This window comes from Halotolerantifilum yawarlongkerapense, assembly GCF_054506745.1.
Genome location: NZ_CP199719.1, coordinates 1,089,089 through 1,110,221, shown reverse-complemented (window position 1 = coordinate 1,110,221; position 21,133 = coordinate 1,089,089). Strand labels below are relative to the sequence as shown.

General features: G+C 50.3%; 10 protein-coding genes, 11 tRNA genes, 3 rRNA genes and 1 pseudogene. 23 read left to right on the top strand and 2 right to left on the bottom strand.

Annotated features, from left to right (window positions below; all coding sequences use genetic code 11):
- The 23 genes from iorA to ACULM0_RS05310 all read left to right on the top strand — a co-directional run bounded on the left by iorA (window position 1) and on the right by ACULM0_RS05310 (window position 19,434).
- The gene (gene iorA / locus ACULM0_RS05420) at window positions 1–1,782 is read left to right on the top strand and encodes an indolepyruvate ferredoxin oxidoreductase subunit alpha (protein WP_463679411.1); all 1,782 of its coding nucleotides are present in this window, start codon (window positions 1–3) and stop codon (window positions 1,780–1,782) included.
- A 2-nt stretch (window positions 1,783–1,784) separates the two neighbouring features.
- Entirely contained in the window at window positions 1,785–2,360 is a 576-nt protein-coding gene (locus tag ACULM0_RS05415) for an indolepyruvate oxidoreductase subunit beta (protein WP_463679410.1), read from the top strand.
- A 132-nt stretch (window positions 2,361–2,492) separates the two neighbouring features.
- The gene (locus ACULM0_RS05410; protein ID WP_463679409.1) at window positions 2,493–3,287 is read left to right on the top strand and encodes a methyl-accepting chemotaxis protein; all 795 of its coding nucleotides are present in this window, start codon (window positions 2,493–2,495) and stop codon (window positions 3,285–3,287) included.
- 49 nt (window positions 3,288–3,336) lie between these two features.
- The gene (locus ACULM0_RS05405) at window positions 3,337–5,760 is read left to right on the top strand and encodes an ABC transporter permease subunit (RefSeq protein ID WP_463679408.1); all 2,424 of its coding nucleotides are present in this window, start codon (window positions 3,337–3,339) and stop codon (window positions 5,758–5,760) included.
- Complete coding sequence (locus ACULM0_RS05400) at window positions 5,757–7,907, top strand: ABC transporter permease subunit (RefSeq protein ID WP_463679407.1); 2,151 nt, start codon at window positions 5,757–5,759, stop codon at window positions 7,905–7,907. The genes ACULM0_RS05405 and ACULM0_RS05400 overlap by 4 nt, the downstream gene beginning before the upstream one ends.
- Window positions 7,908–7,922: 15 nt before the next feature.
- Window positions 7,923–8,867: an ABC transporter ATP-binding protein gene (locus ACULM0_RS05395; RefSeq protein WP_463679406.1), complete on the top strand. Its 945-nt coding sequence runs from the start codon at window positions 7,923–7,925 to the stop codon at window positions 8,865–8,867.
- Window positions 8,860–9,648, top strand: coding sequence for an ABC transporter ATP-binding protein (locus tag ACULM0_RS05390; protein ID WP_463679405.1), 789 nt, complete (start codon window positions 8,860–8,862; stop codon window positions 9,646–9,648). The genes ACULM0_RS05395 and ACULM0_RS05390 overlap by 8 nt, the downstream gene beginning before the upstream one ends.
- Before the next feature lie 317 nt (window positions 9,649–9,965).
- Window positions 9,966–11,505, top strand: a 16S ribosomal RNA gene (locus tag ACULM0_RS05385).
- Between the two features lie 124 nt (window positions 11,506–11,629).
- Window positions 11,630–11,705: transfer RNA gene (locus tag ACULM0_RS05380), tRNA-Ala, on the top strand.
- 146 nt (window positions 11,706–11,851) lie between these two features.
- Window positions 11,852–14,790, top strand: a 23S ribosomal RNA gene (locus tag ACULM0_RS05375).
- 120 nt (window positions 14,791–14,910) lie between these two features.
- Window positions 14,911–15,027 (top strand): 5S ribosomal RNA (gene rrf / locus ACULM0_RS05370).
- The 16S, 23S and 5S rRNA genes sit together here with 11 tRNA genes alongside, the layout of an rRNA operon.
- 5 nt (window positions 15,028–15,032) lie before the next feature.
- A tRNA-Asn gene (locus ACULM0_RS05365) sits at window positions 15,033–15,107 on the top strand.
- Window position 15,108: 1 nt separating this feature from the next.
- A tRNA-Val gene (locus ACULM0_RS05360) sits at window positions 15,109–15,184 on the top strand.
- A gap of 5 nt (window positions 15,185–15,189) precedes the next feature.
- Window positions 15,190–15,266 (top strand) — tRNA-Asp (locus tag ACULM0_RS05355).
- Window positions 15,267–15,278: 12 nt separating this feature from the next.
- A tRNA-Thr gene (locus ACULM0_RS05350) sits at window positions 15,279–15,355 on the top strand.
- Between the two features lie 3 nt (window positions 15,356–15,358).
- Window positions 15,359–15,443 (top strand) — tRNA-Tyr (locus tag ACULM0_RS05345).
- Window positions 15,444–15,457: 14 nt separating this feature from the next.
- A tRNA-Gly gene (locus tag ACULM0_RS05340) sits at window positions 15,458–15,532 on the top strand.
- 12 nt (window positions 15,533–15,544) lie between these two features.
- Window positions 15,545–15,618: transfer RNA gene (locus ACULM0_RS05335), tRNA-Gly, on the top strand.
- An 8-nt stretch (window positions 15,619–15,626) separates the two neighbouring features.
- Window positions 15,627–15,702: transfer RNA gene (locus ACULM0_RS05330), tRNA-Lys, on the top strand.
- A gap of 8 nt (window positions 15,703–15,710) precedes the next feature.
- A tRNA-Cys gene (locus ACULM0_RS05325) sits at window positions 15,711–15,784 on the top strand.
- 21 nt (window positions 15,785–15,805) lie between these two features.
- Window positions 15,806–15,882, top strand: a tRNA-Arg gene (locus ACULM0_RS05320).
- 166 nt (window positions 15,883–16,048) lie between these two features.
- On the top strand, window positions 16,049–19,048 hold the full coding sequence (locus ACULM0_RS05315; RefSeq protein WP_463679404.1) for a ligand-binding sensor domain-containing protein: 3,000 nt from the start codon (window positions 16,049–16,051) through the stop codon (window positions 19,046–19,048).
- Window positions 19,045–19,434 carry an NUDIX domain-containing protein gene (locus ACULM0_RS05310; protein ID WP_463679403.1) on the top strand — a complete coding sequence of 130 codons (390 nt, stop codon included), beginning with the start codon at window positions 19,045–19,047 and terminating at the stop codon, window positions 19,432–19,434. Before ACULM0_RS05315 ends, ACULM0_RS05310 begins: the two co-directional genes overlap by 4 nt.
- Before the next feature lie 199 nt (window positions 19,435–19,633).
- Here the strand turns inward: ACULM0_RS05310 and ACULM0_RS05305 are convergent, their stop codons facing one another.
- Both ACULM0_RS05305 and ACULM0_RS05300 read right to left on the bottom strand, forming a co-directional pair.
- Window positions 19,634–20,812: an RNA-guided endonuclease TnpB family protein gene (locus tag ACULM0_RS05305; protein ID WP_463679402.1), complete on the bottom strand. Its 1,179-nt coding sequence runs from the start codon at window positions 20,810–20,812 to the stop codon at window positions 19,634–19,636.
- 50 nt (window positions 20,813–20,862) lie between these two features.
- Window positions 20,863–21,057: pseudogene (locus ACULM0_RS05300) on the bottom strand (IS3 family transposase); the annotation flags it as partial.
- Window positions 21,058–21,133: the final 76 nt, after the last annotated feature.

Here is a 21,133-nt window from a genome sequence, read left to right as displayed (position 1 = left end):
GTGAAAAAGGAATTTATGACCGGTAATGAAGCGGTAGCCCGTGGTGCCTATGAGGCAGGGGTGACCTATGCAACGGCATATCCAGGAACACCGAGTACGGAGATCCTGGAGAATGTGATTCACTATAAAGAAGAGATCGTTTCAGAGTGGGCTCCGAATGAAAAGGTAGCTCTCGAAGCAGCCATCGGGGCGTCGATTGCTGGCGTTCGTTCCTTGGCCGCGATGAAGCATGTGGGTGTGAACGTGGCGGCAGATCCACTCTTCACCTTAGGTTACACCGGCGTGACCGGTGGACTGGTGCTCATTAGCGCCGACGATCCCGGTTGCCACAGTTCTCAAAACGAGCAGGATAACCGTTACTACGCCAAGTTCGCAAAAATTGCGTGCGTAGAGCCCAGCGACTCGCAAGAAGCGAAGGACTTTATCAAAGAAGCTTACAAAATCAGCGAGACCTTTGATACAGCCGTTCTCTTCCGCATGACCACTCGTATCTGTCACTCAAAGGGGATCGTGAGTTTTGATGAACGCGAGGACAAAGCGATTGTTCCTTATGAGAAAAAACCAGAAAAATTCATATCCGCGCCGGCCAATGCAAGACGCTTGCATCCCATTGTAGAAGATCGATTGGTCGCTTTAGAGAAGTACGCGAACGAAACACCGTTAAATCGCATCGAGTGGAACGACAAGAAAATTGGTATTGTGACAAACGGTGTGGCCTACAACTATGCCAAGGAAGTCTTTGGCGACAGCGCTTCTTACTTGAAGATCGGATTTAGCTATCCTCTGCCCATGGACAAGATCAGGGCCTTCGCCGATGAAGTGGAAACACTATACGTCGTAGAAGAACTCGAGCCTTTCATGGAAGAACAGATGAAAGCGGCGGGCATCGCATGCACGGGTAAGGCGTTGATCCCCAACATCGGCGAGCTCAATCCTGATATCGTGGCCAAATCACTCCTCCAAGAGGAACGCGAGATTGTACAGATTGATGAGGATAAAATTGTCAGCAGACCCCCGACCTTATGTGCGGGTTGTCCTCACCGCGGTTTCTTCTTCGCCCTGAGCAAGAAGAAAAATGTTATGATCACCGGCGACATCGGTTGTTACACACTGGGTGCTGCAGAGCCGCTGAACGCCACGGACACCGTGATTTGTATGGGTGCATCCATTTCCATGGGTCACGGGGCATCCAAAGCGTTCGAGCGTCACGGGGTAGATAAAAAAGTGGTCTCGGTCATCGGTGACTCGACCTTCTTCCATACGGGCGTGAACTCGCTGATCGACGTGGCATACAACGGTGGAAATACCGTGACGGTGATCTTGGATAACAGGATTACCGGCATGACGGGCCACCAGGAGAACCCCGGTACAGGGTATACCCTTTCTGGTGATCGTGTGAAAGAGATCGATATTCCGAAGCTGGTGAAAGCTATTGGCATTGATCACGTCGTATCGGTGAATCCGCTCGATCTCGATGCGACGAACAAGGCCCTCGACCAAGCCCTCGCCAGCGAAGGTCCCTCGGTGATCATCACGCGCTGGCCCTGTGCACTGAAGCGATTCTCCACAGAGGATTTCGAGGAGTTCGATCTGACGCCGAAGGTTTACCAGGTGGAGGAAGTAAAGTGTCGCGGTTGCAAAATGTGTATCCGCACGGGTTGTCCTGCGATCAGCTTTGATAAAGAAACGAAGAAATCACATATCGACGAGACGCTGTGCGTGGGTTGTAGCGTGTGTGCACAGGCTTGTCCCTTCGATGCCATTGCAAAGGTGGGTGAGTAATCATGGCTAACATCAAGAATATGCTCTTATCCGGTGTCGGCGGTCAGGGGATCATCTTAGCGTCGAAGATTCTTTCCACTGGATTGATTCAAGCTGGATACGATGTCAAGATGAGTGAAGTGCACGGTATGGCCCAGCGTGGGGGTTCTGTAACCACTCAGGTCCGGTTTGGAGAGAAAGTTTACTCTCCGATTATCGGACTTGGCCAAGCCGATATCCTGGTTTCCTTCGAGGAAATGGAAACGGTCAAGTGGATGGACTACTTACGCCCCGATGGCAAAGTGGTCATCAATAAATATCGCATGCCTTCTGCTCCGATTCTGACCGGCTCCGTGGATTATCCTGAGGGCATCATCGACGAGCTAGAATCGAAAGTGGATCTCACGCTTGTGGATGCGGCCGACCTCGCGAAGGGGCTTGGAAATATTCGGACGATGAACGTCGTCATGGTGGGTGCACTCGTGAAAGCCATGGGCTTAACGGACATCGATTGGGAGTCTGTGCTCAGAGCAGTAGTGAAGGATAAATACGTGGAAATCAACCTCAAAGCCTTCGAGTTAGGGATGCAGCAAGTCTGATGACCAGAGAGGAGCTCTCGAGAGATCGGGAGCTTCTTAAATTTTTGTATTGGCCTGTCTAATTATGTTAAAATGGAATAGACTGTAATAGAGTGTACTACTTTTTTCTTTACTTAAGGGGGCAACCGTAAGATGAGAATTGCAATCGTTGGAGCGGGTGATGGTGGTCGTGCATTACTCTCTTCCCTAACGGACCATGAAGAAATCCGGGTGAATCGAATCATAGACAGAAATTTCGATGCACCCGGCATCCAGCTGGCGAAAGAGCTGGGTATTCCCTATTCTGATGATTTTCTCTCGATCCAGTGTATGGAGACAGATGTGATCATTGAAGCCACGGGCAGTGAGAATGTTATGAAACTACTCAGGGAGAATTTTGAAAACTGTACGATCATCGATTCGCAAGGTGCGTATCTATTGATGATGCTGGTCAATCAAGATTTGAGGCGTATGGAGGAGATGAACAGGCAGCTCGAGGCGATCACGACCACATCAGAGGCAATCGACGCCCTGATGGCGAGCAGCCAAGAATCCGTGGCGAGCTTAGAGGAGATCAGCCAGATCCTCTTGGATACGACGGAAAAATCTAACTCCTACATTGAAGAATCGGATAAAATCATACAGTACGTAGACAAAATCGCACAAAAGACGAAGATCTTGGGACTGAATGCCAATATTGAAGCGGCGAGAGCGGGAGAAGCGGGTAAAGGCTTCTCGGTGGTGGCTGTGGAGATTCAAAAGTTGGCGAATAACTCGAAGTCCTTCGCCGATGAAATCCGTGAAATATTGGGCCAATTGGCGGGCGAGTTGAGAAGTATAGACGAGGAAGTCAATCGATTGAACCACCTCACATCAACGCAATCCGATATCACCGGCAGGGTAAACGCTGAAGTGAGCAGCCTCGTGAAAGAGACGAAAACATCTTAAAGAGTGAAGTCATCCGGTGCATCGCACCGGATTTTTTTGGAGGGTTCTTATGTTGGAGCGCATGAAGCGATTGATCGTACCCCTGTTGTTGTTGGTCCTTATCGGTTGGTTGTTCGCAAGGATGAACGACCAGCATTTCGAGAGAAATCTTCCTATGGAAGAACGATCGATGTATCATCTGGATAAGCTCACGTCCCCTTCACTCGGTGGACGATCGTGGTTGGAACCGGGCGGTAAAGAGACGGTGGACTATATCACGCGAACGCTGGAAGAGGCGGGCGTGATCTATGACCTACAGTACACCGAGATGATCTTTCCAACTTATGGTGAGAAGAGACATTTTTCCGATAAGGAAAATCGGTTCGAACTTTTTCGAGACTTTGAAATCTATCTCGACGGACGGGGTGGTGGTCTGCAGTTTGAGGGAGAGATGCTCTTCATCGAGGACCAGATGTCTGAGATTGATCCCGAATTGATCGAAGGCCGCGTGGTCGTGGCCAATTTCAATACCATTACGCCTTCCTATGTCGAGTGGGTGGCCGAGCACGGTGGAGAGGGTTTGTTGTATTACACCGATGGGATGTGGATAGGGACACAGCAGCAGGTGGAGAGTTTCGATCGTAAGTGGTTATCACTGGATGATAAAGTCTCGGGAGACCTTTTGCTGGGGCGGATCACCCTGTCGATGCGAGACCGGTTGCTGGAAAATGGTTACGATGTCCCGTTGCCCGAGTACGACACGGTGAGGCGTAATGTGGCGGGTACGGTACTCGGTGAGGTGAAATTGGGTATTCTCCAGGGCATCTCTGTGGATATTCCCGTCACCTATCACATCGCGGAGGTACCTTCCATCATCGCCCGTTTCGAGGGTGAGAACCCCGAGATTGTTACGAGCATCCTTACCGAGATGGATGGACAAGGGTGGCTCGACACAACAGAGCACTTCGAGGGCGCTTTGAACGGTGGCGCCTCTAGCGCGCTACTGCTCACGGTAGCCGAGGAGCTAGCAGGCCAGGATGAGCTCCCCCAGGAGAGCATTGAGATCGTTTTTTTGAACGGTATGATGGTGAACGATCGACCCTTGTCAAACTATTTGGAAACCCGACAGGAAAGACGGAAAGCTGCTAAAACGATTCTGATCGAGAAGGTCGGCTACGCGGAGACCTTCGGATTGTCCATTTACTACCATCCTCTCGATAAAACGAGTGATATCCTGGGTTCGCATATGATGCGTAGCATTCGGGACACAGGCGTGACGGTAAAAATGGATAAAGATTCGATCGTCCCACTGGATCAGGTGACGCACATCGGAAATACATATCCTCCGTTCTTCTTCCTCACAGACACACATAACCGGGAAATCGGATCCTTGCTATACACGGCTGCCGACACCTCCGAGATCATCGATTCCACGGCATTAGCCTCGTATGGTGATATGCTCCTCCGGTATGTCGAACGCGAACTCTTTGGTCATCTTCCCTATACATTCTTGGCGCCCTACTTTCCCTACCTATGTGTGGTGATCTTCTTGTACCTGCTGATGTGGGGAATTGGCGAGCTGGGTGAGAATAAAGTGGGACCAACGGGATCCTGGGTCCACCATCCACTTTATAAAGTCTCCAGGGGGCTCTTTGGTACGCTGGCTCCGGTGATCACCGTGCTGTTGGTAATCAACGGGGTGCTGAATCTGCCGCCGAACTTGAATTTCGAAACACTTGGTGGGCAGACGTACACGAATTTCTCGCTCTACGAAATCTTGCGGGGCACCACGCAAAACATGGTAAGGTTTTTCTCTGGGTTAGGACTCTCCGGTCATCAGGAGTATAACCTGTATTTGAAAAGGAGTTTGATTCTGATTGTCGGTGGGATTTTCCTCTCCATTTTGTTCGGATTGATCAGAGGTTTGATCGATGGGTATCGTACGAAGGAACGTGCATCCGGCGGTGCCTTGTGGACCATTTTATTGTATTCCATTCCAGATGTGCTGATCAGTTTGTTAGCCCTACTGTCGGTCGTAACCTTGTCCCGATGGGATCTGCTCATGGAGCTTGTTTCCACGCATACCCTGCGAACCTATGTTATGCCTGTCCTTGCCCTTGTCTTCATCCCTTCAATATACATCTCGCGGATGATCTACGTGACACTACGAGAAGAAGAGAGCAAACCGTATATCATCGCTTGCTACTACAGAGGAATGAGCCGTGGGCAGGTGTATCTGCGCAAACTATCTTTCGTCGCTTTCATAAAGATACTGTCTTCGATGAAAGGAATCATCATGATGCTTCTATCCAGCCTCATTCTGGTCGAGTATATGTTCAACTACCCGGGTGCCATGTTTCACTTGATCGCCAATCGAAACAATGCCTTCGCGGTCACCTACTATGCGTTGGGGATCGGCGTGATCTTTTTCGCCATCCACCTACTCTCCAGTGTGATCCACCGGGCCATTGTACCGAGGAGTGATGAGAGATGAGAAGGAAAAATTGGGCTTTCATCATCGGGGGTATGTTGATTCTATTTTTGTTTCTATTGATGCTGTTCCCGGGCCTATTCACCAACCGCAATCCTTACGCACTGTCCATCATCCGCTTCTTTAAGAATGCAGATGGAAGCCTAGGCTTAGAGACACCACCCTACGCGCCGGGAGCGACTTATCTACTGGGTAGTGACCAGGTGGGTAGGGATATTCTAAGCCTCCTGGTCTATGGCACGCGGTTGACGCTGGGGATGGCTCTGATTGTTACCTTCAGCCGGTTTGCATTGGCTGTCCCTTTTGGCTTGATGTCCGGCCACGGTAGCCGCTTCGTGAGCGGATTGATCGATCGTTTCAACTTGATCTTCACCACTTTCCCAGCTTTACTATTGGCGATTCTCGTGCTCAAGATGGATTTTTTTGAAAGTTTGTACAAGGCGCAATCTATCGTGTTCTTTGTAGCCGTGCTCACGCTTGTGGGTTTTTCTGCCGCGGCGAATCAAATCGCCCTGAGCACGAGGTCCTTGAGGCAGGAGACCTTTATCCTAGCCGAGGAGGCACTGGGAAAATCTAGAGGACAGATCATCAAGAAGAATCTTCTACCGCATCTCATGCCGGAGATTATCGTGTTGTTTTTCATGGAAGTGGCTCGTGTGTTGACCTTCATGATGCAATTGGGGATTTTTGGTGTGTTCATCGGCAATCTACGGCTGATCAAAGACTCGGGAGACTTTGGATACTCCTATTACAATACAACCTTTGAACCCGAGTGGTCGAGCATGTTGGGTGCAACGAAGGAGTATATCCGCGTTGCGCCATGGTTGATCTTTCCAGCCGCCGGCCTGTTTTTCATCAGTGTATTTGCCTTTAACTTGTTCGGCGAGGGTTTGAGACAAAAGTTTCAAGACAGAGAAGGCCGTTTCATCCCTGCTTTCCGACATTTTATCAACGGAGAGTTCAGGCGTTTGCACTGGAACAAAAAGTGGGTCGCCCTGGTGGTGATCAGCCTGTTGCTCTTAGGTGCTGGCAAGTATTTGGAACAGGACACGCCACCCTATATGCCGTATGCAGTGGAAGATGCTTACGACGGTCCCCTTGTGGCCGGAAGTGATGCCGCCTTATCTTTCGCCGATGAGCTGGCTAGTATCTTTGATGATATGGGTCTGGAACCCGTCGATGGGGACATAAGAACGCAAGCTTTCGATCCGCCCACACAGTATCTGCCTCGCTATGTCGACGTTTTCTATGGTAACGAATCGAAAGTAGAAGAGGATGAGGTGACGATGCTCAGCGGCTTCTCCTTTGAAGCAGAGGGAGAAGTCAGGGACGTCACACTGTCACTATTCGATGCGACAGAGATGGACATTGAAAGTGCTTTCGCCTTTATCGACACAAGGCTGGTGGGCCAGGAAGCGGTTGGGTACCATATGGCTTCCCTCCTCGAGAGGGGGTGCCTTGGGATTCTTGTCCCCAGGATGTCAGAAACGGGATCGCTCGTGGATGAATCCTCTTTGCCGGTTATCGCGATTGACCCGGAACGGTTGAACGGACTGATCGGAGAGTCGGTTGCCATTGCGAGTGAAACGACACCCTATGCAGCACCGATGGCGAATGTTCTCGGTCAAATAACGGGACAAGACGATGCCCTCAAAGACCAGGCGATGGTCATCGGCGTCAGTTACAGTGATTTGCAAGCCTTTGATCAGGAAAAATTGTCGTTGTTTCTATCACTGGTACAAACCTTGAAAGCAAATGAAGATCAACTTTCCAGGACGATTGTCTTCATTGCTTTTTCCGATCGGGAGAAGGGGCGTGCTTATTATGCAGCGCATCCTGTTTATCCACCAAAAAAAACGGCTCTCTTTCTAGATCTCGATGGCCTGGCGTTTCCTTTCGAACGATTGACGGTAAACGATCAGATGGCTCCCATCTCCAGGTACCTCGGTTACGCAATGGTTCATGGGTTCGAAAAACGATCGGAAAACTGGATCGAGATTACCAGTGATTATCCCGAAGCCCACATGTCTTTCTTCTTTAGAGAGCGCGGGCTTACGACATTATATCTAGAGAGCTTCGGAGAAGGTTCACATGACCGAGAGGAAATGGGCAGAATGCTCGTCGACGTCATCATGAAGAATAGTTATTAGAAGGGGAGTCGTACTATGAGCTTATTGTCGATCGATCGATTGCGGTTGGGTTTCGATTCTGTCCAGGGGATCAATGAAGTCGTACGGGGCGTTTCCCTCTGCATCTCGCAAGGAGAGAGGATTGGGATCTTGGGAGAATCGGGTTCCGGCAAGTCGGTAACCATGAAATCGATCTTTCATGTACCAGCGGAGAAGATGGTTCGACTTGAGGGCTCGATCCAGTTTGATGGAGAGCCCCTTCATACCTTCAGTGAAGACCAGATGCGTGCCTTGCGCGGTCGGCACATTGGCTACATCCCTCAACACGCCTCGGATGCACTAGATCCCTATCATACGGTTTGGAAACAGATGGCTGACTTTGCCAAACTCCATCGTCAGAACATCACGAGAGAAGAAGCGGTATCGGCGCTATTGGACGTTGGTATTTCTGAACCGGAGCTGACCCTGTCCATGTACCCGCAGAAATTAAGCGGAGGGCAAGCGCAGCGGGTAGCTATCGCGATGAGCATCTTGCTCTCACCGAAATTGATTATTGCAGACGAGCCAACCAGCGCCATCGATGCATCTTTGAAGAAAATGGTTTTGGACCTTTTGAAGAAGATCAATATGGAGAAAGGGATCTCTTTGGTGGTCATCACGCATGATTTCGACGTCGTGCGCTATCTTTGTGAGCGCGTGTATGTGATGTATGGTGGATTGATCATGGAAGAGGGTGCGGCCACAGAAATGGTAGTCACGCCGGCCCATCCCTATACTCGGGAGTTGATTGCCTGCGTCCGTTCGATAGAGTCTTCCGAACCCGGATATTACGCGATTCCTGGACGTGCTAACGAGAATGTGGGTGCCGATGCCTGCCCATTTTCTGATCGATGCTCCAGTGCGTTTGCCCCTTGCCATGCGTCGGTCCCCCCCTTGGTCTCTACCGGTGATCGAAAGGTCAGGTGCTTTCTCTATGAATAGAAATACGATGCTTTCGATCGAGCGTGTGAGCAAGCACTATGCTGTACCCACCGGCTGGTTCTCGAAAGACCGTGTCATACGGGCGGTAGATGAGGTCTCCCTTTTGCTCTATCAGGGGGACAGTTTTGGTTTGATTGGCGAGAGTGGTTCGGGGAAGAGTACGCTCGGTCGGTTGATCACCGGCTTGGAAAAACCGGATAGCGGTAGTATCGCCTATGGCGATCAAAGGATTGAATCGCTATCGGGAAAAGCGCTCCGTGCGTACAGACGGGAAGTGCAGATCGTTTTCCAAATGGCGGTGAATCCCCTCGATCCCAAGATGACGGTGGAAGAGCTGATGGCTGAGCCTCTCCAAATTCATCGGGGGCTCCAGGGGAAGGCGATTGGGGAAGCCATGGATGAACTGCTCCATCAAGTGGGTATGAGCGCTGCGGTGAAAGACCAGTTTCCCCATCAGCTGAGCGGCGGGCAGAAACAACGGGTGATTATCGCACGAGCATTGAGTACACATCCTCGTTTGGTGATATTGGACGAACCGGTCTCTGCGCTTGATGTTTCCATGCAGGGGCAGATATTGAATTTGCTCGATCAGCTTAAGCAGGAACTGGACCTCACCTACCTGATCATTACGCACGATCTTTATCTCGCCAATAAATTTTGTAATCGTCTCTGTGTTTTAAAGGAGGGACAGGTGGAAGAGGTGGGCTACAAGGAGGATGTATTCAACCGAACGAAAAATGAATATACGAAAAAATTACTGGCATCGTTTCGCGTCGATTGATGGGGGTATAGATTGAATCCGACGGCGTCGTTTTCTGAAGATTACTTTCTTTTCAAGATTCGTTGACAAGTGTCACGTCCTTTGCTAAGATAATGAAGTCGTCGAAATTGAGGGCGGTTCGAACGAAGCGAAAGACTTCAAAAACCTCATCAAAATCGGTTGACATACTCGTGGCGATTTGATACTATATAAAAGTCGCAAGACACGAGAGAGTCACGCGTGAGCAGCAATGCGAAGGGCGTGTGACAAGCAGTTTGATCTTTGAAAACTGAATCGTATGAAACGTCAATTTTTATTAGAGCTATGGTTTCAAAATTTTTTCAAAGAGTTTGATCCTGGCTCAGGATGAACGCTGGCGGCGTGCTTAACACATGCAAGTCGAACGAGAAGCGAGGGAACGGACACTTCGGTGGAAGGGAACTTGCGGAAAGTGGCAGACGGGTGAGTAACGCGTGGGCAACCTGCCCTGAACAGAGGGATAGCCACCGGAAACGGTGATTAATACCTCATGAAGCGAGAAGGTCGCATGACCTGCTCGTTAAAGATTTTATCGGTTCAGGATGGGCCCGCGTCTGATTAGCTAGTTGGTAGGGTAACGGCCTACCAAGGCGACGATCAGTAGCCGACCTGAGAGGGTGATCGGCCACACTGGAACTGAGACACGGTCCAGACTCCTACGGGAGGCAGCAGTGGGGAATATTGCACAATGGGCGCAAGCCTGATGCAGCAACGCCGCGTGAATGATGAAGGCCTTCGGGTCGTAAAATTCTGTTCTAAGGGAAGAAGCAGTGACGGTACCTTAGAAGCAAGCTCCGGCTAACTACGTGCCAGCAGCCGCGGTAATACGTAGGGAGCAAGCGTTATCCGGAATCACTGGGCGTAAAGAGTGCGTAGGTGGTCCATCAAGCCTGAGGTGAAAGGCAACGGCTCAACCGTTGTAAGCCTTGGGAACTGTTGGACTTGAGTACAGGAGAGGAAAGTGGAATTCCTAGTGTAGCGGTGAAATGCGTAGATATTAGGAGGAACACCAGTGGCGAAGGCGACTTTCTGGACTGTAACTGACACTGAGGCACGAAAGCGTGGGGAGCGAACAGGATTAGATACCCTGGTAGTCCACGCCGTAAACGATGGGTACTAGGTGTCGGCATGCGAGTGTCGGTGCCGCAGTTAACGCAATAAGTACCCCGCCTGGGGAGTACGGTCGCAAGACTGAAACTCAAAGGAATTGACGGGGACCCGCACAAGCAGCGGAGCATGTGGTTTAATTCGAAGCAACGCGAAGAACCTTACCAAATCTTGACATCTCCTTGATCGCTCTTTAACCAGAGCTTTCGACCTTTGGTCGACAGGGATGACAGGTGGTGCATGGTTGTCGTCAGCTCGTGTCGTGAGATGTTGGGTTAAGTCCCGCAACGAGCGCAACCCTTGCATTTAGTTGCCAGCATTAAGTTGGGCACTCTAGATGGACTGCCGGTGACAAACCGGAGGAAGGTGGGGATGACGTCAAATCATCATGCCCTTTATGATTTGGGCTACACACGTGCTACAATGGTCGGTACAACGGGCAGCGACTGCGCAAGCAGGAGCGAATCCTTATAAGCCGATCTCAGTTCGGATCGTGGGCTGCAACTCGCCCACGTGAAGCTGGAGTTGCTAGTAATCGCGAATCAGCATGTCGCGGTGAATGCGTTCCCGGGTCTTGTACACACCGCCCGTCACACCATGGAAGTTGGGAGCACCCGAAGTCAGTGATCCAACCGCTTTAAGCGGGGGAAGCTGCCGAAGGTGAGACCAATGACTGGGGTGAAGTCGTAACAAGGTAGCCGTATCGGAAGGTGCGGCTGGATCACCTCCTTTCTAAGGAGAATCATAAAAAATAAGCCTTTAATGAAAAGACGTTCGTACGATTCAGTTTTGAGAGCTCAAACTCTCAAAATTTCATATGCCACGCATACCAGATGCGTGGAGACAAGGAAAAGCTGGGGGTATAGCTCAGTTGGGAGAGCACCTGCCTTGCACGCAGGGGGTCAGGAGTTCGAGTCTCCTTACCTCCACCATTTTGATTTCTTTTGTCGCATATGAAACGCTCATTGAAAATTGCATACAGCAAAACTTCTTAAAATCTAAGAAAAAAAACCAAGCTGAAATTTGAAAGAGAGAATCTCTTTTTTAAAAGATCTGAACACCGACTCAAGGTGAAGCAGGTCAAGTAAGTAAGAGCATAAGGCGGATGCCTTGGCACTTGGAGCCGATGAAGGACGTGGTAAGCTGCGAAAAGCCCCGTGTAGCCGCAAGCAGGCGATGATACGGGGATGTCCGAATGGGGAAACCCCCTCGCGTTCATCCGCGAGGACCGTCAGGTGAATACATAGCCTGACGGGGGGAACCCGGTGAACTGAAACATCTAAGTAACCGGAGGAAGAGAAAGAAAACAATCGATTTTCCGAGTAGCGGCGAGCGAAAGGGAAAGAGCCCAAACCGAGACCTACGGGTCTCGGGGTTGCGGACGGACGAATAAAGTTTAGGGATAAGTCTAGTCGAAGATGCCTGGGAAGGCACACCAGAGCGGGTGATAGTCCCGTAGACGAAAGGTGGACCCGGACGACGTCCGATCCAGAGTACCACGGGACACGAGAAATCCTGTGGGAAGCAGGGAGGACCATCTCCCAAGGCTAAATACTACCAAGTGACCGATAGCGCATAGTACCGTGAGGGAAAGGTGAAAAGAACCCCTGGAGGGGAGTGAAATAGAACCTGAAACCTTATGTTTACAAGCAGTGGGAGCAAGCATGACTTGCGACCGCGTACTTTTTGTAGAACGGGCCAACGAGTTACGTTATGCAGCGATAGGTTAAGGTGCTTGAGCACCGTAGCCGTAGCGAAAGCGAGTCTGAATAGGGCGACGAGTTGTATGGCGTAGACCCGAAACCGTGTGACCTACCCATGAGCAGGGTGAAGCAGAAGTAAAATTTTGTGGAGGCCCGAACCCATGTCTGTTGAAAAAGGCTGGGATGACTTGTGGGTAGCGGAGAAATTCCAATCGAACACGGAGATAGCTGGTTCTCCCCGAAATAGCTTTAGGGCTAGCCTGAGGAAATGAGACACGGAGGTAGAGCACTGACTAGCCTAGGGGGCTTCACCGCCTACCGAAGCTTATCAAACTCCGAATGCCGTGATCTTTATCCTTGGAGTCAGACAGCGTGTGATAAGATTCGTTGTCGAGAGGGAAACAGCCCAGACCATCAGCTAAGGTCCCCAAGTGTGGATTAAGTGGGAAAGGATGTGACATTGCCTAGACAACTAGGATGTTGGCTTAGAAGCAGCCACGCATTGAAAGAGTGCGTAATAGCTCACTAGTCGAGTGATGTCGCGCCGAAAATTACCGGGGCTAAAATCCACCACCGAAGCTATGGATTAGAAGACTAAGGTCTTCTAGTGGTAGGGGAGCATTGTATACGGGACGAAGCTGTACTGTAAGGTATGGTGGACTGTATAGAAGAGAGAATGTTGGCATGAGTAGCGAGAGGTGTGTGAGAATCACACCGGCCGAAAACCTAAGGGTTCCTGAGGAAGGCTCGTCCACTCAGGGTAAGTCAGGACCTAAGCCGAGGACGAAAGTCGTAGGCGATGGACAACAGGTGAAGATTCCTGTACCGCTTTAGAAGCGTTTGAGAGATGTGGTGACACAGGAGGATAGGCAGAGCGCGCGATTGGAAGAGCGCGTCCAAGCAGCAAGCTTGATGGGATAGGCAAATCCGTCCCGTTAAAAGGTGAGCTGTGATGGGGAGTGAACTTAAGTAACGAAGCTGTCGATTTCAAACTGTCGAGAAAAGCCGCTATCGAGTTTTTAGGGCGCCTGTACCGTAAACCGACACAGGTAGGTAGGAAGAGAATTCTAAGGCCAGCGAGAGAACCATTGTTAAGGAACTCGGCAAAATGACCCCGTAACTTCGGGAGAAGGGGTGCCGCGCGTAGGGTGTCAAAGCCTGAGGCGGCCGCAGAGAATAGGCCCAAGCGACTGTTTACCAAAAACACAGGTCTCTGCTAAATCGAAAGATGATGTATAGGGGCTGACGCCTGCCCGGTGCTGGAAGGTTAAGAGGAAAGGTTAGCGTAAGCGAAGCTTAGAATCGAAGCCCCAGTAAACGGCGGCCGTAACTATAACGGTCCTAAGGTAGCGAAATTCCTTGTCGGGTAAGTTCCGACCCGCACGAAAGGCGTAACGATTTGGGCGCTGTCTCAACAATGGACTCGGTGAAATTGTAGTACCGGTAAAGATGCCGGTTACCCGCAGCAAGACGGAAAGACCCCGTGGAGCTTTACTGTAGCTTGGCACTGGATTTTGGTATGGGATGTACAGGATAGGTGGGAGACATAGAAGCATGCGCGCCAGTGTGTGTGGAGTCGTCCTTTGGATACCACCCTTTCCATACCAGTGTTCTAACCAGGAGCTGTGATCCAGCTCTGGGACAATGTCAGGTGGGCAGTTTGACTGGGGCGGTCGCCTCCTAAAGAGTAACGGAGGCGCCCAAAGGTTTCCTCAGCGCGGTTGGAAATCGCGCAAAGAGTGCAAAGGCATAAGGGAGCTTGACTGCGAGACATACAGGTCGAGCAGGGACGAAAGTCGGGCTTAGTGATCCGGTGGTACCGCATGGAAGGGCCATCGCTCAACGGATAAAAGCTACCCCGGGGATAACAGGCTTATCTCCCCCAAGAGTCCACATCGACGGGGAGGTTTGGCACCTCGATGTCGGCTCGTCTCATCCTGGGGCTGTAGTAGGTCCCAAGGGTTGGGCTGTTCGCCCATTAAAGAGGCACGCGAGCTGGGTTCAGAACGTCGTGAGACAGTTCGGTCCCTATCTGCTGTGGGCGTTGGATATTTGAGAGGCTCTGTTCCTAGTACGAGAGGACCGGAATGGACGCACCGCTGGTGGATCAGTTGTCCTGCCAAGGGCATAGCTGAGTAGCTACGTGCGGAAGGGATAAGCGCTGAAGGCATCTAAGCGCGAAGCCCCCCTCAAGATGAGATATCCCATCATTTATGAGTAAGACCCCAGATAGACCATCTGGTTGATAGGCCAAGGGTGAAAGGGCAGTAATGCTTTTAGCTGATTGGTACTAATCGGTCGAGGACTTGACCTAAGGCGAACCTTGGGTTGGTGAGAAGATCATAAAGAGAAGACACTTTTTCTTAGAAACAACTTGGTTTTGATTTGCTGTATGCGATTTTGAGTGAGCGAAAGCTTGCTTACAATTGAAGAATCCGGTGACGATAGCGAGAAGGATACACCTGTTCCCATCCCGAACACAGACGTTAAGCTTCTCAGCGCTGAAGGTACTTGGGGAGCAGTCCCCTGGGAGAATAGGACGTTGCCGGTTCATATTCCAAGGTAGCTCAATGGTGGAGCAACCGGCTGTTAACCGGTAGGCTGTGGGTTCGAGTCCCACCCTTGGAGCCATGGGAGCATAGCTCAGCTGGGAGAGCATCTGCCTTACAAGCAGGAGGTCACAGGTTCGATCCCTGTTGCTCCCACCAATCACGGTCCAGTAGTTCAGCTGGTTAGAACGCTAGCCTGTCACGCTAGAGGTCGAGGGTTCGAATCCCTTCTGGATCGCCATTTTTATCACATGCTGGTGTAGCTCAATTTGGCAGAGCAACTGACTTGTAATCAGTAGGTTGCGGGTTCGAGTCCCATCACCAGCTCCACATGGAGGGGTTCCCGAGTGGCCAAAGGGGGCGGACTGTAAATCCGTTAGCTGAGCTTTCGAAGGTTCGAATCCTTCCCCCTCCACCAATTTTTACCAACATGCGGAAGTGGCTCAGTGGTAGAGCATCGCCTTGCCAAGGCGAGGGTCGCGGGTTCAAATCCCGTCTTCCGCTCCATTTCTATCATATGCGGGTGTAGCTCAGTGGTAGAGCTCTGGCCTTCCAAGCCAGCTACGAGGGTTCGATTCCCTTCACCCGCTCCATTATCAGTGACCCATTAGCTCAGTTGGTAGAGCATCTGACTTTTAATCAGGGTGTCCCGCGTTCGAGTCGCGGATGGGTCACCATTTCACTCGGCGGCATAGCCAAGTGGTAAGGCAGAGGTCTGCAAAACCTTTACCCCCAGTTCGAGTCTGGGTGCCGCCTCCATTTTAAATACCATTGCATCGTGCGCTCATAGCTCAGCTGGATAGAGTGTCTGACTACGAATCAGAAGGTCGGGAGTTCGAATCTCTCTGGGCGCACCAAAAAGAACCGTATTTCGGAGCTATCCGATAATACGGTTCTTCACTTTTTTGTTTAAAAAACATTCAAAGGTACTTTAGAAAAAATAATGATCGAAGTTCTGCGACAAATGGAAACAAAGTGGTATATATTCACCAAGTGTTACTTTGGAGAAAGAGGGTGAAAAGGATGAGAAGCGTCAACAGAATAGTACCTGGGTTGTGTCTTTCGCTTGCAGGAATGCTCATCGCAGGCCTTCTTTCCGTGGGCTTTGCCTTCGAAGGGCTGGACACCAAGGCCGATCCTACATTTGATGCGCTGGGAAAAGAGATCGGATTGTCCAATCTATCGGTGTCCTCGATCGTTCAAGATCGCGATGGCTTCCTCTGGTTTGGCACACAGGGTGGTTTGAATCGCTATAACGGTAGGGATATGACGACGTTCAGAAACGATCCCTTTGTTTCAGATGGACTGATCCATAACCTGATTCAGACAATGATGTATGATGAGGAAACCCATGAGCTTTGGATCGGAACTTACCAGGGGATCAGTCGCCTGGATATTGGTGAGAGCCGGTTTATTAATTACAGTGTAGAAGACAATGGGTTGAGCAATCCCGTTGTCACGGCGATGGCCTTCGATAACTCGAAAGACATCTGGGTCGGTACACTGGATGGCCTCAATCGTATCGATGGAGAGACGAATGCGGTGGAGACCTTTGACGTGCCTGGAGACGTCGTCAGGAGTCTCTACCTTGCATCGGATGGCAAACTGTACTTGGGTAGCTACAAGGGCTTATATGAGGTCATAGAGGGCAATCTGAAGAAAGTGCCCATTACCTTATCCAGTCCTAATGTGATGACAATCGATGAGTTTGACGGTGGTGTTCTGACCCTAGGACTATGGGGAGGAAGCTTAACCCAGGTCGATCTTAGGACATACGCCACTGAAACCATCGCTCTATCCGATGATCGCATCTATGCTGTTGAAGAGACCGACGCAGGCGCGCTCTGGGTCGGGACGTGGGGTGGAGGACTTTTTCGCATCGGTAGCGAGGGAACCGTTGACCACTACCCAGGAAATCGTGAGAACGGCTATGGACATCCCGTGGCCTATGCACTTTACGAGGATGCCTCCGGGATCCTATGGATCGGATCGAACGGTGGTGGACTTTACTCGATCAATCCGCGCAAACAGAACTACACGATACTGAAGAATGACCCAGAGGTTCCCAATTCCCTGCCGATGGGGAAAGTGAACGCGCTTTACGAAGACTCCGAGGGATACCTGTGGATTGCTGTATACAATAGCGGCCTCCACCGTTACGACCCCTTAAGCGGTCTGTTGCAACGCTTTCAATATGATGCAGGAGACGATCGTTCTTTACCTTCTGATCAAGTGACCGTGATCCTGGAGTGGAAAGGGCAGATGCTCGTGGGCACGAACAAAGGTCTGGCCAGCTATAATCCCCAGTCGATGGACTTCGAAAAGTTGCCATTTGTGCCTGAGGAAACATTGGTCTATGCCCTGGCTAAGGACAAGCAGGACGGATTATGGATTGGAACCTACCACCAGGGTGCATTCTACTACTCGCCACAAGGTCGATTATCCCAGTATGCCGCGGGAGAAGAAGCTGACTATCCGCTATCGGACAACTTGGTCTACTCGATTCTCGTCGATTCACATGATCGCGTCTGGATCGGGACGAACAATGGTCTCAATCGAGTGGAGCCGTCAAACCATTCCGTACAGCAGTACCGAAGGAATGGAGACGATCGAGCACAGCTTGCCAACAACACGATCAGGAGCTTGTATCAAGATAGCGAGGAAAACATTTGGATCGGAATGGTCGGAGGTGGACTGGCCAGATACGTTGAAAAGACGAATCAATTCGTTAGCTTCACGGAGGCGGACGGCCTATCGGGCAATGTGGTCACAGGTATTCTAGAGGATGAACAACGATCGCTTTGGCTCGCTACTCATAACGGACTTACGGTTTTGCCCGATGAAGGGAACACGCCCTTCCGTTTAACCACCGAAGACGGAATCGGAGGTGAAGAGTTCACCGGAGGCGCATTGCGCTACCGCGAGGAGTACCTGGTATTTGGCGGGAATCATGGGGTTACTTTTATCCCCCATGGATTAGCACGAACAAATCCAATCAAACCCATGCTTTATATCACCGATGTCCGGACGTACGATGAGTCCGTATCACCGGATCGTGTGAGATTGAACGGTGAGCACATGGTGTTTGCTCCGGAGGAGAATTCCCTGGGCTTTGATTTTGTTGCCCTTGACTATGACTCTCCCGACAAACTCCACTATCGGTATCGTTTGATCGGGTTAGATGAGGAATGGATTAACGCGGGAACCCGTTATTACGCGAGCTATTCTAACCTGCCGCCCGGGCATTACCGATTCGAGGTAGCGGCAAGAACCGTGCACGATGTGGTAAGCGATACGGCTTTCGTGTCCTTTGAGATCGCCAGCCCATGGTACAGTACACCGGCAGCGTACCTAATCTACATAATCCTCGCGTCACTTCTTGCCTTCATGCTCTTCAAGGTACGCGAGGGTCGATTGATTCACCAGCGAAATGCAGAACTGTCACAGTTGAATGAGCGTCTGGAGAAAGCCAATGCTCAACTGGAAATGCTATCCACAACCGATATGTTGACAGGACTGTTTAATCGTCATTACTTCGATACAATTGCAGAGGAGCTACTCTTCTTGGCCAGGCGCAGTCAGTCTTACTTTTCTCTTCTAATGATCGATATCGACGGATTCAAACGCATCAACGATACCTACGGCCACTTGGCCGGAGATGACTATCTGAGGGATGTTGGTGAGATGATTCAAGCGGATCTACCACGCAGCACAGATTTTGCTGCACGCTACGGAGGAGACGAGTTCGTGGTCGTTCTCTATGACACACCGCCGAAAGGTGCGATGAGAGTTGCCGAGAAACTCATGAAAGGCGGCGAGCAGATTGCTGTTCGTACGGAGAAGTCTTCAGAGAGAATCACCACTAGCCTGAGCATCGGTTGCGACAGTCGTATACCCGATCAACATGCCACGGTAAAGGGTTATCTGAATCGTGCGGATCAGGCGCTTTACAAAGCTAAGAGTGACCCAACCAATAAGGTCATCATCGATGGGAGCGGGAAGGAAAGGGACACGGAAAAATGAAGACACGCGTGGTGGTCAAAGCCTTGATCAGAACCCATGAAGACCGCTACTTGGTTTTGCGACGCACCGAGAAGGAGCGGATTGACCCCGGTCAACTCGATCTACCAGGAGGTAAAGTGCGCTTTGGTGAAGAACCACTGGAGGCCCTCAAGCGCGAGGTAAGGGAAGAAGTGGGCCTCACGGTTGAGCCGATCGAACCGATCTTAACCTGGTCCCGGCTCTTTGGCGACGTGCACTACATCGGTATATTATTCTCTGCAGTTGCAGAAACGACCGTAGTGGTCTTATCTGAAGAGCACGAACACTACGATTGGGTGGAGCTCAATGAATTGCTAGGTCTTCCTTTGTTTGAACCTATTCGCGGACAGTTAGAGATGCGCTTTTGAACTACCCATGACTGAAGTCACGGGAATCGGTTATCGCCTTTTCGCGACGACCACTTTTTCCTGTTTCACCGGCTACCGCTTAGATTGCAGGAGCAATCCAAGTCTTACAAAGCCTCCTACAGAGCTTGGCTCTGCTCACAAATGTGACAGGCACTTCCCGTTGTCCCAACGGTGCAGGTACACTTGGTACCGCTTATGCTTAGGCTAAGATGCCTAATGTATCTAAACCCTGTTTTCTGATGTTGATGGCTGCATTCTCATCCCGTTCATGCTCAGCGCCACAGTGACTACAACACCACTTTCTGTCGTTCAGCGTAAGGGCGATGTGTTTCTCCCCACAGGAAGAGCAAATCTTAGATGAGGCATACCAACGGTCGATCTGTACAAGATGCTTTCCCTGCCACTCCAGTTTGTACTTCAGGAAGGTAATGAACTGAGACCATCCCGCATCTGATATGGTTTTCGATAGTTTCTTGTTCTTGACCATGCCCTTGATACTCAGTGTTTCCAGTACAACCACTTGGTTTTCGTTGGCCAACCGGGTACTCAGTTTGTGGGCGAAGTCTTTTCGCTGGTTTGCTATATGACCATGTAAATTTGCTATTTTTTGTGCTACCTTCTTGTGATTCTGTGAATCGAGCTGTTTCTTGGCCAACCTTCGTTGGAGCATGGCCAGTTTCTTCTCCGACTCCTTGATAAACTTGGCTCTTTCGATGAACTCGGTGTTTTCACCATTGGAGATGGTGGCGAAGGTCTTGAGACCAAGATCAACACCGACGGCTTTCGAAGCGTCAATACTCTGGATCTCCAAGGGCTTTACCAACTCGATCGTCTCTTCGAGAGCAAGGGAAACATAATACTTAGAACCCTTCAGGGTGATCGTCGCTTTTAAGATCCTTGCATGACCCCCTCTGACTTTCTTGAGTATCCCCTTATTTCTTGCTGTCTTTACTTTTGCCATGGACACCTTCCCAAGTTTCGGTATCTTGATGTGAGAAGAACCAATGATTTCGATGTTGTTATTCGTCATCTTGGTTGTATAGGCCTTCTTAGCGCTACGTTTTGATTTGAACTTCGGATATCGGTTTTGATGCTCGAAGAAACGGACGTAAGCATTCTCGACGTTTTCACAAGCCGCTTCTAAAGCAAATTTGTCGACCTCTTTCAAGAAACCATAGTCCTCAGAGGACTTCAGTGGCACCAGGGTCTCCTTCTTGTACCTACCAACCGAAAGTTTCTCTCCATTCTCCTTATAATAGGTTTTCCTCGCATCGAGATATTTATTGTAGATCATCCTGGCACATCCGATGGTCTTGTTGATGAGAATCGCCTGTTCCTCAGTAGGATAAACGCGAAGAACAAGGCCATAGTGTTTCAACTGAAGACTAATCTGGACCCTATGTCAAGGACAATTAAAAAAAGAGAGAGCTAAGCTGCTTGTTTTAAGAGCTGATTTCGGTAAGAAACCGGGGTCAGCTTTTTCAATTTCCATTGGCCCCGCTCGTTGTTGTAGTATTCCATGTAGTCCGCGATAACCGTCTGCAACTCCTCGAGAGAACAGCATTCCTCATAAGCGATCTCATCCTTCAAGTGACCGAAGTAGCTCTCCTGTGGAGCGGTAGATGTCAAGTTAGTTGTCCAGATTATCGATTGTGATACTACAAGTAGTCTAAGAGTGCGCTTGCATCTTTTCAATATA